Source organism: Paenisporosarcina antarctica, from assembly GCF_004367585.1.
Taxonomy (GTDB): Bacteria; Bacillota; Bacilli; order Bacillales_A; family Planococcaceae; genus Paenisporosarcina; species Paenisporosarcina antarctica.
Genome location: NZ_CP038015.1, coordinates 244,145 through 260,182, shown reverse-complemented (window position 1 = coordinate 260,182; position 16,038 = coordinate 244,145). Strand labels below are relative to the sequence as shown.

The following is a 16,038-nucleotide window of genomic DNA, read 5'->3' as shown; positions in this document are numbered from 1 at the left end:
GTTTGTTCCGTCCGAACCGTCCACAATCTAGGAAGATCTAAAAAGGATATGCTTTACCACAAAACCAATTTCTCTTTAAAATGAGCAACTCAACGGGCGGATCGCTGAAAGGCAGGAACTGAACGTTACGTGTGAATGAATTGAGTTTCTTCTATTATATAGTTATAACTATATTGATTCTTCATACTCCCTGACTAACTTATAAAAAGTCGTCTTTTTCACACCAATTTCCTGCATTGCTTTAACTGCCGTAATCTCTCCCGATTTCCAGCTAGTATACGCTTCGATGCCAGCAGTATCTACTAGTATGTTCCATGCCACATTATGTCCTGAGCCAATAGCTCCATATCTAGCAACATTTAGTTTACCTAGATTATTTTTTACATGTTCTACAAGGTCACCTAGAGTATTAAAAGGACTTTTCTTATTAACCACAATGACATAAGGATCAATCTGTGTTCTGCTGATTCAACTAAAATCTTCTAAAGAATATTGATCTTTTAAAGTCCCCTTTAGTAGTCCAATTTGACTCGGCGTCATCGCACCTACTGTATATTCGTCAGCTTTTGCAGCCATTAATCCTGCCATCTGTGTTGCTCCACTTCCTCCAGGACGATTTTCAATTAATATTTTTTGATTTAAAAGGGACTGAGCATATTTGGGGACCTATAGAAACCACAATTAAACGAATACAAGAGGAATTAATGGAATTGTTTCAACTTCCTTCAGCGGTTGGTATGGACAGTCAGTCTTAGTATTAGGTACAGCAAAGACGCTTTTGGTGTGGAATTCAGTCGTTCACGATCCATAGTCGAAGGGACTAACGATACGATGAAGATTTATCGTGTGTGTCATGAACTCTTTGATGAATTTTATGACGGACGCCCTACACGTCAAATATCGGTATCCCTCTCAAAATTAGAAGGTAAAACCAATTTGCAACTTAGTCTTTTTGAAGCTAATAAGTGGCGTAACCGGAAATTAGCTTCTGCTATGGATTCTATTCGAAGTAAATATGGTTCCACTGCACTATTAAGGGCTGTATCCTACACAGACGCAGGTACAGCACGGCAACGAGATCAATTAATTGGCGGTCATAAAGCAGAATAAAATGATTGTAACTAAATCGTACTGGTATCAAGTTTGGTGTGAAAATTCTTGTAAGTCACACTGAGTAATGCGAATTGATCTTTGACTCATCTTACCTGGAGCTTCAAAATTTTATCTCTTTACGATTACTTGAAGAAGGGATTTTTAGTTCTTCTCGATACTTACTAATCGTACGTCTAGAAATGGTAATTCCTTTTTCACTATTAAAATAACTTGCTATTTTTTGATCTGACAACGGTTTGAATTTATTTTCTTTCGCAATAAAAGTTTCTAAGAGCCACTTTACCTTCGTTTGAGATACGGAATTTCCTTCTACGGTTTCTAACTTTGACGTAAAGAACATTCGAAGTTCAAAAGTTCCTTTTGGTGTTTGAATAACTTTATTCATTGTAGCTCTACTTACAGTAGACTCGTGCATTTCTATTTCTTCCGCGACTTCTTTTAAAGTTAATGGTTCAAGTGACATAAATCCGTCTTTAAAAAAGCTTTCTTGTTTATTAATAATGACCTTAACTATTTTCATTATCGTTTGACGTCGTTGTTCTATACTACTTAACAACCATTGGTAACTAGTATATTTATCATTAATATACTTTGACGTCTCATCTTTATTAGTTAGCAAACTTGTATATTCATTATTAAAATTAATTTTAGGCAAGTAACTATCATTCAAATAAAAAGAAATCTCCGATTCTTTGATCTCGACAATAATATCAGGATTCAAATATTCTATTGAGAAGTCAGAGATGCTAGAACATGGTCTAGGATTAAGAGTCAGAATAAAGTCGTTAATATCTTTTACCTGGGTCATAGTTATATTCATGCGTGCAACTATATCATTCCATTTTTTATTTGCTAAAAGATCCAAATAATTCCGAATTAGACATTCAGCTAATTTTTCTTTCGGAAAATCAATTGTAATTTGCAATAGTAAACATTCCTTCAAATCCCTCGCGCCTATCCCAGTGGGACCAACTTGTTGAAGAAGCTGAATTCCTCTGTCAATTTCATTTTCTTCAAACTCTCCATAAGGAAATGGTTCATTTTGATTGAGATATAAATAGCCATTATCATCAAGATTATGAATTATAAATCTAATTATTTTTTGGTCTTGAACAGGCTTAAATAACAAATTGGCTTGTTCTAATAACTTATCTCTCATACTCATATCTTTACTTGATACTAAATCCACTGCCATTTTAGTGGGACTGATTGACTTCACCTTTCCATTCGATTTTTCTTCATACAAGGAACCATTCTTTTGTTCTACTAAATCAATTAAGGGGTTTTCCAACTCTTGTTCTCTTATATATTGGTACAGTTCATAAGTGGTATATTGTAATAATTCAATGGCTTGTCTTAACTTCACTGTCATTATTAGATTAAGTTCTTGTTTTTGTTGGAGAACGAGTTCCATAACTTCCTCCTTTGTTAATTAATGTAGTGCATATATCTCTTTTAGAAAGAACCCTAGAAAAACAGGCTACAAAAGTCTATATAATTAGGTACTTTGGTAGCCTGCTTTGGTCTATATGGGTCTCAAATTGCTAGATTAATTCTCATATTAATAATGTTTTTACCATAACTAGGAATTTACAGCTTTCCCCTTTTTCTCTTTGTATGAATCCAAACCCTCTTTTCCAAAGAAAAACAAAGTCATAAGTTCATCTTTGTTTTTCCATTCTTCGAAATCAGATGGGAGCCACTCAATTAGATTAGTTAAAGCAAATTCTTGTAACATTTTTGCGATGACCATTAATTCATGAGGTTTTAAATTATGTTCTTCTTGGCAAGAATCAGTGAATTCCGAAAAAATATCTAGTATCTTTTTTTGTCTTCCATCATCCCAAGAAACAGTAATTGAACTAAACTCTGTTATAAGACTTGCTGCTTTTTCTCGCTTTTCAGCAGGTAACTCATTCCAAACATCTGTTTTCATAAAGCGTACACCTCTTCCTTATAAGTTCTTGATAACTCTTCCGTTCACTTATTATTGCAAGTTTCATGCCAATAGTAATAACGCTTTTTGAACAGAACAATACCAAGAATTGTCGCAAATAAAGTAATTACTGTCGCATAATAAGACAACAGGTAAATGTTAAATGGAATCAATAGTATTTAAGTTCTTTATTTAATTTAATAAACAAATTGTTACCGTTACGAGATTAATTAGGTATGAGAAAATATACACTTGGTTTCATATTTAATCTAAGCATGCTGCATTTAATTTTACATCTAGACTCAAAATAAATCTTGTCTCTCTATTTAAAAATAATTGATTTTTTTGATAATTCAGATATAATTAATTGTTAATGAATAGTAATCCTCCTCTTTTCTTCTCATTCCTTTCACTCTCTTCATCTTATGTGTAAGCGCATACATATCTCCGTAATTACATAAAAATAATCATGTAAAAAATATGATTTAATCAGAGGTGATTTAAGTATGAAAAGTCCATTTCTATCCTTAGATTTTAATTCATCGCCAAAAGTTGAAAAAAAGAGAATATCAAATTTATGGGAACATTTTGTTTCAGGAAAAGAATTGAATTTAAAAGTGAGAACTTTAACTCATCAATCATGGGAACGTTCCTTAAAATATGGCATCTTACCGACTAAAGATAAAGCACCACTTATTTTAACAGAGGATAAAATTCAAGAATATAAATCTACTAATTCTCATTATTCCATTATAAAACCATTAATTTCAGAACTAAAAGAAGTAGCTATTGACTCGGGGCATTTAGTAGTTTTTTGCAATAATACTGGAGAAATAGTTGATTTAGATGGAGATACGTTGCTTAAAAGGAAAGCCGAAAAAATGAATTTTATGATTGGAACTTCATGGTTAGAACCTCAAATGGGAACTAATGCTATTGGTACTGCCCTTGCTACAGGTTCTCCTATGCAAGTTTTTGCCAGTGAACATTTTTGTCAATCTGTCCACAATTGGGTATGTTCAGCATCTCCTATTAGAGACCCTGCAACAAATAGAATTCTTGGAGTAATTAATCTGACGGGTGACTGGAATGGAATACATCCTCACTCTCTTTCTACAGCTATGTTGATAGCACAATCCATTGAAGGGAAACTTCTTAGTCTACTTGAATTTGAACGCTATATGTTAGTTGAGCACTATTTTGAAACAAGTATAAGAAACCCAAATAGAGTAATGGCAGTACTTGATCGTGGAGGTCAAGTACTTAAAGCCGACCATCTTTTTTATAAAAATGGATGGATCGACAGTAATAGCAACTATATAACTGATTTAGAAAATGTATATTTAATAGATAAGCACAGATGGGAGTCAAAAAATAAAAATAGCAAAGGTTGGTATTTCGAATTAACTCCTTATTATTATAAGGACAAACTACTTGGTTCGGTAGTACATGCTATTTCACCGGGGGGTTCTGCAAAAATTCCGGAAAATAATACAAGATACTCTTTCTTAAATCTTATTGGTCAATCTAAAGAATTTAAGTCGGTTATTTCAGAGGCATGGTCCATTGCAAGTCTCAATTTACCGGTATTAATTGAAGGAGAAAGTGGAACAGGAAAAGAATTATTTGCACAATCTATTCATACAGCTAGTCATTATTCTTCAGGACCCTTTATTGCATTGAACTGTGGAGCAATTCAAAAAGACCTTGCAGAGAGTGAGTTATTTGGATATGAGGAGGGAACATTCACAGGGGGGAAAAAGGGAGGAAGATTAGGTAAATTTCAACAGGCTGAAGGAGGGACTATATTTCTAGATGAAATTGGGGAACTCCCATTAAGTTTGCAAACTATGTTACTAAGAGTCCTTGAAGAAGGGGAAATTGTTCGGCTTGGCGGGAAAAATCCTGTTAAATTAAAGGTACGAGTTATTGCAGCTACGAATCTTGATATGAAAAAGGCTTCTGAAGAAGGGAAGTTTCGTCTAGATCTCTATTACCGACTAAATATTCTATCTCTTATTGTCCCGCCATTACGCAAGAGATCAGGAGATATTCCTTTGATACTAGAGTATTTATTAAAAAAGGTTTGTGTCGAAATAGGACGGTCCCATCTTAGCGTAGATGATCGAGCCTTAGAGATTATAGAAAAACATGAATGGCGTGGGAATGTGCGTGAACTACGTAATTTCACCTACAAAATGGCAGTGAAAGTAAAAGGCGATATCATAACCTGCATGGACCTGCCAAAAGAAATGATAGAAATTAATACAAGGGAAGAAAATGTGGATAATTCATCAAGGCTTTATAATAAAGAAGCTCAACCTCTAATACCTTTTAAGGCATCTCTAGAAAGTAGAGAAACATTGAATAAAATGGCTTCACTAAAAGACCTAGAAGTACAAACAATTCTCACAGTACTTAATGAATTAGATGGCAATGTTTCAGAAACGGCCAAAAGGCTAGGCATTCATAGAAGTACAATTTATAGAAAACTTAAATTATAAGGAATTTAAACTAAAAAACAAAGTTATTTTTATGAATTAATCTAATAAATATGGGGTGTCAACACTAAGTACAAGTCGTTGATGAACTCTGTCTTTAAAGTTTTAAATGTAGACTCTGCTACGGCATTGTCGTAGGGTTACCCTTTCCTTTCATTTCAAGTTGTATATTATTCTACTTACCCTTAATTTGTTTGTCCAACTAAAAATATAAAACGAGCCTAAATTATATTTAGGCTCGTTTTATATTTTTTTAGCAATCTTAATGCCTTAATCCATGTAATGTGTTTTTTATGTAATTTCAAATTCAATTAAACCTAAACTAATAAAATATTCAACAATTTGGAATTAATTGTATCATCTTAGTTTAAATTGTTAATAATATTAATAAAATAATTTATGTTTAAGGGTGATAAGTGTGAACTTTCAGATAGGTGATAATGTAATTATTTGTAGTGAATATACATCATACTTCCAAGAAAAAGGAATTATTCAATCTATTGATATATATGGTTATGTTAAGGTTTTGCTCAATGAGAGGGCGGGGACAAGTGTAAAAGTGAAAAGAGAAGAATTAAGGCTCATTATTAAAAGCCACAATTCACCTTATTTGGATAGCGCAAAGGTCATAGACTATATTCAAAATAAAAATAAAAATGAATCTAAAACTTTCTTTAATGAATTTTTTTTGGAACAAGTCGACTTATCGTTAGACACTTGGGATAAAGAATGGTTTATCCAGTTAACAAAGAGATTAAAATAATTTAAAAAACAAGCTTTCTAATTCGAAAATAAAATCTACTTTACTATTAATCTTAAACTTTTTTATTACACATACAAAGATTTGTTCCCTGCTATATCCCAAAACTGAGTATATATCAATCTCTTCAATAATCCGGTAAGTTGATTACTAGGATGAATATAGGCTGTAATTCCTGATTAATGATACAATACCTCATCTCATAAATCAGGAATTCAATACCTTTTATTTAATCTATAAAAATATCGTTGCTACTATACTAATAACTCTGCTCCTGCACCCTCGGATGGACCTTCTGTAGGATCAAGTGCTAGTTCTGCTTTTTCCGTAATCAATGAATCTGTGGTGATAATGAGCGCTGCAATAGAAGCTGCATTTTGAAGAGCAGAACATGTTACTTTAACAGGATCAATAATACCAGCGCTAATTAAATCAACGTATTCTCCGCTCAAAGCATTGAACCCGTAACCATTGGGCTGTGATATAACTTTTTCTACCACTTCCTGACCATCTACACCACAGTTATTCGCAATAGTCAAAAGTGGGGATGATAAAGAATTCAATACAATTTGAGTCCCAAGGTATGTGTCTCCATCTAGATTCGCAACCTTTTCCTCGACTTGGGTCAACACTTTAAGTAAAGCGGTCCCGCCCCCTACAACAATACCTTCTTCAACTGCAGCAAGTGTGGCATTTAAGGCATCTTCTATACGCAACAGTTTTTCCCTACGTTCAACAGATGTTATCCCACCTGCTAAAATAACAGCTACGCCTCCTGAAAGTCTAGATAGTCTTTCTTGAAGTTTTTCTTTCTCCCATTCTTGAGCAGTGTCTTCTATATGCTGACGAATCTGATCTTTCCTTCCTTGAATTTCATTCGTTTTACCAAATCCTTCGATAATAGCTGTTTGATCCTTATTAACAACCACTTGTCTTGCTCTCCCGAGATCCTCTATTGTTGTATTCTCAATAGATCGACCCATGGATTCTGAAATTACCTGACCACCTGTCATAACTGCAATATCCTCTAGCATAAGATTTCGATTATAACCGAACTCAGGAGCTCTCACTGCGACTGTCTGTAAATTCCCTTTATGTTGGTTAACCATTAGCGTACCTAACACTTCTGGCCCTACATCTTCTGCAATAATAAACAGTGGTTTTCCGGTTTCAATTAACTGTTCCATTAATGGTAAGATTTTATGGATGGAATTAATTTTTTGATCTGTTATTAAAATGTACGGATCTTCGAGGAGAGTTTCCATTTTTTCGAAATTGGTAACCATATTGTGTGAAATATATCCTCGATCGAATCGCATCCCTTTCACAACCTCTAAGATAGTGCTCGGAAGATTGGATTCCTCCACATGAATAATACCATCTGTTCCAACTCTATCCATGGCATCTGCAATCATCTCGCCAATTTCTTTATCCTTAGAGGAAATGGAAGCAACCTGAGCAATCGATTTATGATCTGTTAAAGGAAGTGCCGATTCCTTCAGAGCATCTACAACTAGTCTCACAGCCTTTTCAATTCCTATTTTCAGGATAATTGGATTTGCGCCTTCTCTAACGAAACGGTTTCCTTGTCTAACCATGCTTTGTGCTAGCACAATTGCGGTCGTTGTCCCATCTCCTGCGATCTCATTAGTGTTTTTCGCCACTTCTTTAACTAGCATGGCCCCCATATTTTCAAATGGGTCATCAAGCTCAATTTCTTGCGCTATAAAAACGCCATCATTTGAGACCATTGGGGTATTAAATGGTCGATCAATGATAACATTTCTGCCTTTAGGTCCAAGCGTCGATTTTACAATAGTAGCGAGTTTTTCAATGCCTTTTTCTAGTGAAATGCGAGCTTCTTCATTTAATTTATATAATTTTGGCATCTGTTATTCCTCCTTAAATTTGTCGTCGACAACCGCAAGAATATCTTGTTCATTAATAATTAAATAGTGTTGGTTTTCTACTTTTATAGGCAAACCTGTATTTTCTGAAAAGATTGTAACATCCCCTACGTTTAGCACGGATTGTTCATGATCTCCGATTGCCAATACTCTTCCACGGATTAGTTTTCCTTTTACAGTATCGGGTAAAATAATTCCTTTTTGATGATTAGACACACTGTCTTCTTCTATTAAACTAATAATAGCTCTGTTTCCCAATGGCTTTAAGTTCATACAATCATCCCCTTGTATATGTAATATTTTTTATATCACTGGATAAATTTATAATGAAGGGCAGATAAATGTGTATTTTATCTGCCCTACTAGAATAGAAGAGAGTTTATGGTACCAATATAGCTCGGCCATTAATTTTACCTTTGCTTAGTAATTCCAGAACCTCATTAGCCTGTTCAAAAGGGAATTTAGTAAAATGAAGTTTTACTTTCCCACGAGCATACAGTTCCATAAGTTCGTACAATTCATTGTAGTTACCAACTAAACTACCAACAATACTAAATTCATTATTTATTATATTTAAAGAAGGAACATTTACAGTCCCGCCATATCCAACCACAAAATAATGCCCACCCTTACGAAGCATCTTCATACTATCTAAATGGGTTTGGTCGGACCCCACAAAGTCGATAATGATATCTGCTCCTTTTTCATCTGTTAATTTCTTTACCTGTGAAATCATCTGATCATCCGCTTTAACGATGTGAGAAGCTCCAAGCTCGAGAGTCGAATTTAATCGCTGCTCATCTCTGTCAACGGTAATAATGTCAGAATTTCCAAGTTCTCGCATTACTTGAACCCCGATATGACCAAGTCCACCCATTCCAATCATAACGACTTTCGTACCTGGCTTGGCGAATGGGGCAGCTTTACGAACTGCACGATAAGCTGTAATGCCAGCGTCTGCAAAGGGAGCTACATCTACCGGATCTACATTTTCAGGTAGTTTAATAAGTGCACGTTCGGAAGTCTTTAAATATTCAGCATATCCACCATCAACGGTAAGTCCTGAAAATTTCATATTTTCGCAATGCATATCTTCCCCAGATCTACAACTTAAACATTTTCCACAACTCGAGACAGGGTGAAGAATTACTGGATCCCCAACCTTAAAATTGGTAACTGCGGAGCCTATTTCATGAACCCAACCGGCATTCTCATGTCCAATAATATAGGGTAATTTTTGATCTAATGTTTCTGCCCATATTCCTTCTATTATGTGTAAATCAGTGTGACAAACACCAGCACCTGCCACTTTTATAATAACCTCAGTTGGTTCTGTTATTACTGGATTTGGAACCTCTTCAAAACGCAATGGCGTGTTGTACGCATGTAGTACTGCAGCTTTCATATTTATTCTCCTTTTCTTCTTCAGAAATTTGTGTTTGATAACGGGTTTCGAGTAATCCGAGACAGTGGTTGGCGTTAAAATCCATGCTCAGACGAGTTCGACGGGCTTCTAATAAATGTTCCGAAAGTTTTAGTGGATCAATTCTTTCTCCTGTATGTTTCAAAAAAGCTAAATCATTGGGATGATTACTAAATCCCAACTCACTACGCAGGGTTAAATAGCGCAACAATACAGTTTTATCTCTTATTGCAAGATGAGAATTTAAATCTTTAATAGTAAGGTTTAACAGTTCCTTATCCACTCCAAAATTTATCAGTTCACGTAGTAAATGTTCCTGTCTTGACTTAAACGACTTGATTTGAAAGGTTTTTCTTACTTCGTTAAGATCACCATTCGCCAAATTAGAAAAGACTTCTTCAAATGATTTCCCTTCTGAAACCCCTTTATTAATCTCTTCTGAGGAACAATGGTCTTTAAGGTTGAGAAGAACCTTGCTGACCCATGGAAGCTCCATTACACGATTCCGAATATCTTCTGCCATAATAAAAGCGAAATTTGGAGAACACCAAAAAGTGGGAAGGCGCATGACAACAGTAACCGTATCTTGATGTATATCAACTTCTTCTATAAATTTCATTTCTAATACAGATTTGTCTAACTCGGGATCATAGACAAGGTTGAGTTTTTCAAAGACAGCCTCTTGATTATTCATAGACAACCTACCTCCTTTTATATTTCATACCTTTATGGAAGCTTTTTTATTGTTCCAAAGTAGAGATTTTTGTTTTTCAATATCAATTCCGTATAACCGTGCAATATTTTCACCAAGGATTTTCTTTTTAATTGACAACGTTAAGTCTGTACCTGTTTCTTGTTTGATATCATCCGGAAATTCAAAGGCCATAAACTTTTCAATTAACCACTTAGGTTCCCAAATGCCATAATCACTACCAAAGATGATTCTATCTTCATCAAGCCAATATAATAGTTCACTCATAATCTCTGCAAAATAGCGAGGTCTTGAATGGATGAATGGCATGACAACTGACAATCCCGCATAAACATTCTTTTCTTGTGTCGCAATCCAACAGAAATCTTCTAATCTAGGAAGCCCACAATGTTCTACAATAAAGTTCAAGTCTGGGTTGAGGCTAGCAGCTTGGTCTATATCCGCGACATCAAAGGCATCTCTGTTTAGAGGAGTGATGGTTGGTCCTTTATGGACGTGAATATTTTTAATTCCTAATTCAAGACACTTTTCCAAATAACGTTGAGACCAATCGTCAGTGAGCTTATAACCCTTTGAAGCACCACGCCAATCAGCGGTATATAGTTTTATACCTTGTATATTATGTGTTTCTTTTAAATATTCTAAATACACAAGACCCCTTTCCCCATCTCGAGGGTCAAAGCTTCCATTACTAATGAAGCGTTCTGGATGTTTTTTTACTAATTGAGCATTAACTTCAATATCACCGAATGGTTTTTTATAAAACTCTGTAAGAAAAACCGGTTGAAAAATGGCCATATCGACATAACCGTCTACAATTACATCCTTTACTAAATCCTCTGGCGTGTACTTTCTAAATTTTTCATAATCCCACAAATACTCTTTTGGACTGAGGTTTTTGTGATAGTCATAAAAGCAGCTAATAAATTCTTCACCATGCCGATTTAATTGATTTTCAGGACTTCCATCCCACATTGCAATGTGTCCGTCAATAACAAAAATTTCTTCCCCATTAGATGTTTTAAACATATGAGACACCTCCACTTTTATTGTAAATATTAGTTACACCCTACACTTATGCAAATAACGTGCCAACTTCATTATTTAAAAGAAACTTCCAATATAATGCTGATTTAGAAGTGTATTTTAGTTATTTAGATATTTTTAACATATTAATAAATAAGATAATTACAATCTAATAGTTAATAGAATATTGCGACAATGTAGCTTTTTGAGACAAATGAGTCAGAATGCAACAAGGTACAGAGAATTATGATTCTTAGAAGTTTGGTATAAATAACACATATATAGTATTGATAATCCGGTATTTTCATAGAATTCTCAATATTCTGATATAAGGGAGTTACTTTGGCATAAAAATTGCATTTGATTTGAGCAGTAGGTTAAAAACTTACTAAATAATCTTTTAGGGAGGGATTTTGTTGGTAAAACTTTCAAAAATTAATTCGCAGCCCAATATGAGCAATACAGAAGCTCATAAAAGGGTAAAAGATTTGGCTTGGTTACCCAGTTATGCAAAGGAGTCATTAAAGTACCCAACCGATTACAAGTTTTCCAAGGCACCAAAAGACACCATGAAACAAGTTTTACGTTCTTACTTTGCTATGGAAGAAGAAAAGGATAATCGGGTATACGGTGCAATGGATGCTGCACTTCGCGGCAATATGTTCCGTGATGCCGAACCACGATGGGTTGAATGGATGAAACTATTTTTAGCTATCATCCCATTCCCAGAAATCTCTGCTGCCCGTTCTATGGCCTTACTAAGTAATGTTGTTCCGAATGATGAACTAAAAAATGGTTATACGATGCAGATGATTGATGAGTTCCGTCATTCTACTATTCAAATGAATCTTAAGAAATGGTACATGGAAAACTACATTGATCCGTCTGGTTTTGATATTTCTCAAAAGGCCTTTGGGAAATGTTATGCAACGACTATCGGTCGTCAGTTTGGTGAAGGATTTATCACTGGAGATGCAATCACAGCGGCTAATATTTATTTGCAAATTATTGCAGAAACCGCGTTTACAAACACACTTTTCGTAGCTATGCCTTCTGAGGCAGCAGCTAATGGTGACTATGTTCTTCCATCCGTTTTCCTATCTGTACAGTCCGATGAATCCCGTCATATCAACAATGGTTATGGAACACTAATGATGGTATTGGGAGATCCTGACAACCATGAGCTTTTGGAGAGAGATATTCGTTATGCATTCTGGCAAAATCACGCGATTGTTGATGCTGCAATTGGTACTATCATTGAATATGGTACGAAGGATCGAGATAAAGCCAAAGAGTCTTATGCTGAGTTATGGCGCAAGTGGGTCTATGAAGATTACTATCGTAGTTACCTAGTCCCTCTTGAGAAGTATGGAATAAAAATTCATCATGATGATGTAGAAGCTGCTTGGGATCGTATCACGAAAAGTAACTATGTCCATAAAGTTGCTCAGTTTTTCTCGGCAGGTTGGCCTGTTAATTTCTGGCGAATTGATGCAATGGATGAACGTGACTATGAGTGGTTTGAAAAGAAATATCCGGGTTGGCATGCTGAGTTTGGAGCATGGTGGGATCATTATCGTGAATTATCCAAACCAGGAAGTACCCCAATCGTGTTTGCGGATACAGGATATCAATACCCGCATCGTTGTTGGAGTTGCTTAGTACCATGCGTAATTAGAGAAGATATTTGCGTGGATCATGTAGATGGTGAATTATATACTTACTGTTCTGAGCAATGTCGTTGGACGCATAAGGTTGCATTTGCTGACAATTACAATGGTCGCCCGACTCCTGCCATGGGTCGCTTTAGCGGAAAAAGACAGTGGGAGGAACTCTACCACGGATGGGATTTAGCTGATGTTGTTAAAGACTTAGGTTTTGTACGTGATGATGGAAAAACATTAGTTGCTCAACCACACTTACACTTTGATGATAGTAAAATGTGGACTCTGGATCATGTTAAAGGTTATGAAATGCGCAGTCCGCTTATAGACCTTCGAGCTATGAATGAGAAAGACCGCGATAAATCTCTAGCTGATTATCGTGCTGGATTTACTATTAAACCTGTTTAATAAGTAGTATTAAGCTCCCCCACTCTACCCCATTTTAAATTGGGGTAGACATCTAGGGGCACTCACAAGTATAGAAGGGAGAGAATTCCAAATGACATACAAGGTAACTCTAGATCCCGTTGGTATGGAGATGGAAGTTGAAGAAGGAGAAACAATTCTAAATGCCGCATTTAGGCAAGGCGTTGCTCTGATGCATGGTTGTAAAGAGGGACAATGCTCTACCTGCAAATCCATTTTGGTTGACGGGGATGTAGAAATGGAGCGATATTCAACTTTTGCCCTACCTGATCATGAGAAGGAAGAAGGCTATATTCTTTTATGCAAGACCCTTTGTTATAGTGATGTGCAAGTTGAGTTACTGCAATATGATGAGGAAGCACTAAAAGTTTCCATTCCAATTAAGACATACCAAACCACCATTGAAAGTATTGAAAGTGTTACGCATGATATTCGAAAATTAACCTTAAAACTAGTTGAACCAAAAAAGATTTCCTTCCATGCCGGGCAATTTGTTGATATTTATGCTCCTGGGCAAACTTATTATCGCTCATATTCTATGGGGAACACTCCAAAAGAGTCTGGTAAACTCGAATTTATGATGAAAATTTTTAAGGGTGGAAAATTCTCTACGCTCTTGGATGAAGTATTTGAGGTTGGAGATGAATTAGAAGTTAAGGGTCCATACGGAAATTGTATACGTCGTGAAGATAGTCAAAGCGATATCGTTCTTATTGGAGGAGGATCGGGTATGGCACCTCTATGGTCCATTCTTAATGATATGGATGAAAAGAATGTTAAACGAAACGTGACTTTCTTCTATGGCGCTCGTACGAAACAGGATTTATTTTATCTTGATAAGTTTGCGGAACTTGAGAAACGTTTAGATGGATTCCGATTTATTCCAGCCCTTTCTGAACCTCTACCTGAAGATAAATGGGATGGAGAAACGGGATTCATCACAGAAGTAATAGAGCGTTATCTAAAATTACCTTCAACACCAACGAACGATTTAGAAGCATTTTTATGTGGACCTGCTCCAATGATTGATGCAGCAATTACTCTGCTAAGAGGAAACGGGGTTACAACTGATCGTATTTCATTCGACAAGTTTGTAGCTGCAGCAACTACTTAGTAGATAAATACCTTTGTAACGTAATTATTCGATGAATAGGAGGTCAATTGTATGAGTAAAATTTCAGATAAAACCGCCGAGGCCGGTTCGAAAAAGTTTGCTGGAAGTACTAGTCGTAAATACAATTATTATGATCCAAAAGGAAGAAAAGGTACGTTATATGAGGATGTAACAGTTGATGTTCAACCCGATCCCAAACGTTATTTATCTCAAGGTTGGATCGTTTCTTTCCCTGATGGAACACCAGCCTATTCTGATAAATGGACAAAAATTAAAAGCTCAGATTGGCATAAGTACCGGGATCCAAACGGAGAGTGGGAACGTAATCACTATATTCGTCAATCCTCCATTGAAAAGCAAGTATCCTTAACTATTAAAAGTGCTAAAGATGAAAATCAGTTTATTAAGCTTGATAAAACGTGGTCTAAAATTCTGCAAGACCACTTAGGGGCATCCAAACATCCAGAGTATGGTATCGGCATGATCTTTCAGTCTGCTCAACGTGATGGTATGAGTCAAATGATTAACAATTCATTACTGATAAATGCAGCAGATAAATTACGATATGCCCAAGATCTTTCGATATATATTGGTGAAGTAGCGAGTATGATTGAACTTGACGAAGCATCAGGTAAAGAAAATTGGATGAGCAATCCTATGTGGCAAGGTGTCCGTGAAGTAGTAGAAACGTTTAGTGCGACTACAGACTGGGCTGAACAAACATTCGCCATAAACCTAGTCTATGAGCCTCTAGTTGGGGAATTATTTAGAAGTGGCTTCTTAATGCAATATGCATCATCCCATGGAGATTATGTAACTCCTACCGTAGTTTCTACTGCTGAAGCTGATTACGAACGGAACTTAGATTATTCTACTGAAATGTTTGGGGTTTTCTTCACTGATCCCGAGGTTGGTGAGGAGAATATACAAGTGGCTCAAGAGTGGCTTGAAAAGTATGTTCCATTGTGTGTTAAAGCTGCAAATCTTCTTCAGCCCATTTGGTCTCAACCACGAGTAAAAGTAACAACTTATGCGGAGGCATATCAAAGAGCTAATGAACGTTTCAACTCAATTTTAAAGCACCTTAACATAAGCTTACCGAAAGGGGTTAACCTATGAGTAACAATGTAGAATTAGAAAAAGGTTTTAATAATAAGTGTGGTGTAACTCTGAGTGATAGTGTAGAAGGTCGAGTAATTGCCGATATTATGCGAGAAAAACCAGACGTCGTGGTAACATTATTTCCTGCTTTAATTCGTATTGATGGTGTAGGGAAACTTGAATTCCTAATGGAAGAAATTAGTGAGGAATTAGGTAGAGATTTTGATCCCTACTCATTTCAGGTAGAAATGTCTACTCACTATGGTCGAATGATCATGTTAGATGACAAAATACTATTATTTGCAGACCCAGAGGAAGCCATGCAGTATATTTTATAACTAAAAAGATTCAACAA

Annotated in this window: 15 protein-coding genes; 7 read left to right on the top strand and 8 right to left on the bottom strand. The window is 35.7% G+C overall.

Going from position 1 to position 16,038, the window contains the following annotated elements; all coding sequences use genetic code 11:
- Positions 1-168: 168 nt before the first annotated feature.
- Complete coding sequence (locus tag E2636_RS19515) at positions 169-453, bottom strand: tripartite tricarboxylate transporter substrate-binding protein (RefSeq protein WP_322789588.1); 285 nt, start codon at positions 451-453, stop codon at positions 169-171.
- Between the two features lie 279 nt (positions 454-732).
- Here E2636_RS19515 and E2636_RS01335 point away from each other — a divergent pair, with 279 nt between their 5' ends.
- Positions 733-1,110 (top strand): DinB/UmuC family translesion DNA polymerase, encoded by a 378-nt coding sequence (locus E2636_RS01335; protein ID WP_134208290.1) that lies wholly within the window; start codon positions 733-735, stop codon positions 1,108-1,110.
- 103 nt (positions 1,111-1,213) lie between these two features.
- On the opposite strand, the gene rpoN is transcribed toward E2636_RS01335, so the two are convergent.
- Positions 1,214-2,527: an RNA polymerase factor sigma-54 gene (rpoN, locus tag E2636_RS01330; protein WP_134208288.1), complete on the bottom strand. Its 1,314-nt coding sequence runs from the start codon at positions 2,525-2,527 to the stop codon at positions 1,214-1,216.
- A gap of 168 nt (positions 2,528-2,695) precedes the next feature.
- Complete coding sequence (locus E2636_RS01325) at positions 2,696-3,049, bottom strand: hypothetical protein (RefSeq protein ID WP_134208286.1); 354 nt, start codon at positions 3,047-3,049, stop codon at positions 2,696-2,698.
- A gap of 506 nt (positions 3,050-3,555) precedes the next feature.
- Here E2636_RS01325 and E2636_RS01320 point away from each other — a divergent pair.
- Both E2636_RS01320 and E2636_RS01315 read left to right on the top strand, forming a co-directional pair.
- The gene (locus E2636_RS01320; protein ID WP_134208284.1) at positions 3,556-5,553 is read left to right on the top strand and encodes a sigma-54-dependent Fis family transcriptional regulator; all 1,998 of its coding nucleotides are present in this window, start codon (positions 3,556-3,558) and stop codon (positions 5,551-5,553) included.
- Between the two features lie 415 nt (positions 5,554-5,968).
- Entirely contained in the window at positions 5,969-6,313 is a 345-nt protein-coding gene (locus E2636_RS01315; RefSeq protein ID WP_134208282.1) for an IDEAL domain-containing protein, read from the top strand.
- 251 nt (positions 6,314-6,564) lie between these two features.
- On the opposite strand, the gene groL is transcribed toward E2636_RS01315, so the two are convergent.
- The 5 genes from groL to E2636_RS01290 all read right to left on the bottom strand — a co-directional run bounded on the left by groL (position 6,565) and on the right by E2636_RS01290 (position 11,381).
- Entirely contained in the window at positions 6,565-8,199 is a 1,635-nt protein-coding gene (groL, locus tag E2636_RS01310; RefSeq protein WP_134208280.1) for a chaperonin GroEL, read from the bottom strand.
- 3 nt (positions 8,200-8,202) lie between these two features.
- Entirely contained in the window at positions 8,203-8,490 is a 288-nt protein-coding gene (locus E2636_RS01305) for a co-chaperone GroES (protein ID WP_134208278.1), read from the bottom strand.
- Between the two features lie 106 nt (positions 8,491-8,596).
- Positions 8,597-9,622 carry an NAD(P)-dependent alcohol dehydrogenase gene (locus E2636_RS01300; protein WP_134208276.1) on the bottom strand — a complete coding sequence of 342 codons (1,026 nt, stop codon included), beginning with the start codon at positions 9,620-9,622 and terminating at the stop codon, positions 8,597-8,599.
- On the bottom strand, positions 9,576-10,334 hold the full coding sequence (locus tag E2636_RS01295) for a metal-sulfur cluster assembly factor (protein ID WP_134208274.1): 759 nt from the start codon (positions 10,332-10,334) through the stop codon (positions 9,576-9,578). The genes E2636_RS01300 and E2636_RS01295 overlap by 47 nt, the downstream gene beginning before the upstream one ends.
- Before the next feature lie 24 nt (positions 10,335-10,358).
- Positions 10,359-11,381 carry an amidohydrolase family protein gene (locus E2636_RS01290; protein WP_134208273.1) on the bottom strand — a complete coding sequence of 341 codons (1,023 nt, stop codon included), beginning with the start codon at positions 11,379-11,381 and terminating at the stop codon, positions 10,359-10,361.
- Between the two features lie 413 nt (positions 11,382-11,794).
- On the opposite strand from E2636_RS01290, the gene E2636_RS01285 reads away from it, so the two are divergent.
- The 4 genes from E2636_RS01285 to E2636_RS01270 all read left to right on the top strand — a co-directional run bounded on the left by E2636_RS01285 (position 11,795) and on the right by E2636_RS01270 (position 16,021).
- Positions 11,795-13,450: an aromatic/alkene/methane monooxygenase hydroxylase/oxygenase subunit alpha gene (locus tag E2636_RS01285; RefSeq protein ID WP_243840709.1), complete on the top strand. Its 1,656-nt coding sequence runs from the start codon at positions 11,795-11,797 to the stop codon at positions 13,448-13,450.
- Between the two features lie 91 nt (positions 13,451-13,541).
- A complete protein-coding gene (locus tag E2636_RS01280; RefSeq protein ID WP_134208272.1) occupies positions 13,542-14,582 on the top strand; it encodes an NADH:ubiquinone reductase (Na(+)-transporting) subunit F in 1,041 nt (346 codons plus the stop codon).
- Between the two features lie 51 nt (positions 14,583-14,633).
- Complete coding sequence (locus E2636_RS01275; protein WP_134208271.1) at positions 14,634-15,701, top strand: ferritin family protein; 1,068 nt, start codon at positions 14,634-14,636, stop codon at positions 15,699-15,701.
- Positions 15,698-16,021 carry an MmoB/DmpM family protein gene (locus E2636_RS01270; protein ID WP_134208270.1) on the top strand — a complete coding sequence of 108 codons (324 nt, stop codon included), beginning with the start codon at positions 15,698-15,700 and terminating at the stop codon, positions 16,019-16,021. Before E2636_RS01275 ends, E2636_RS01270 begins: the two co-directional genes overlap by 4 nt.
- The last annotated feature ends 17 nt before the right edge of the window (positions 16,022-16,038 follow it).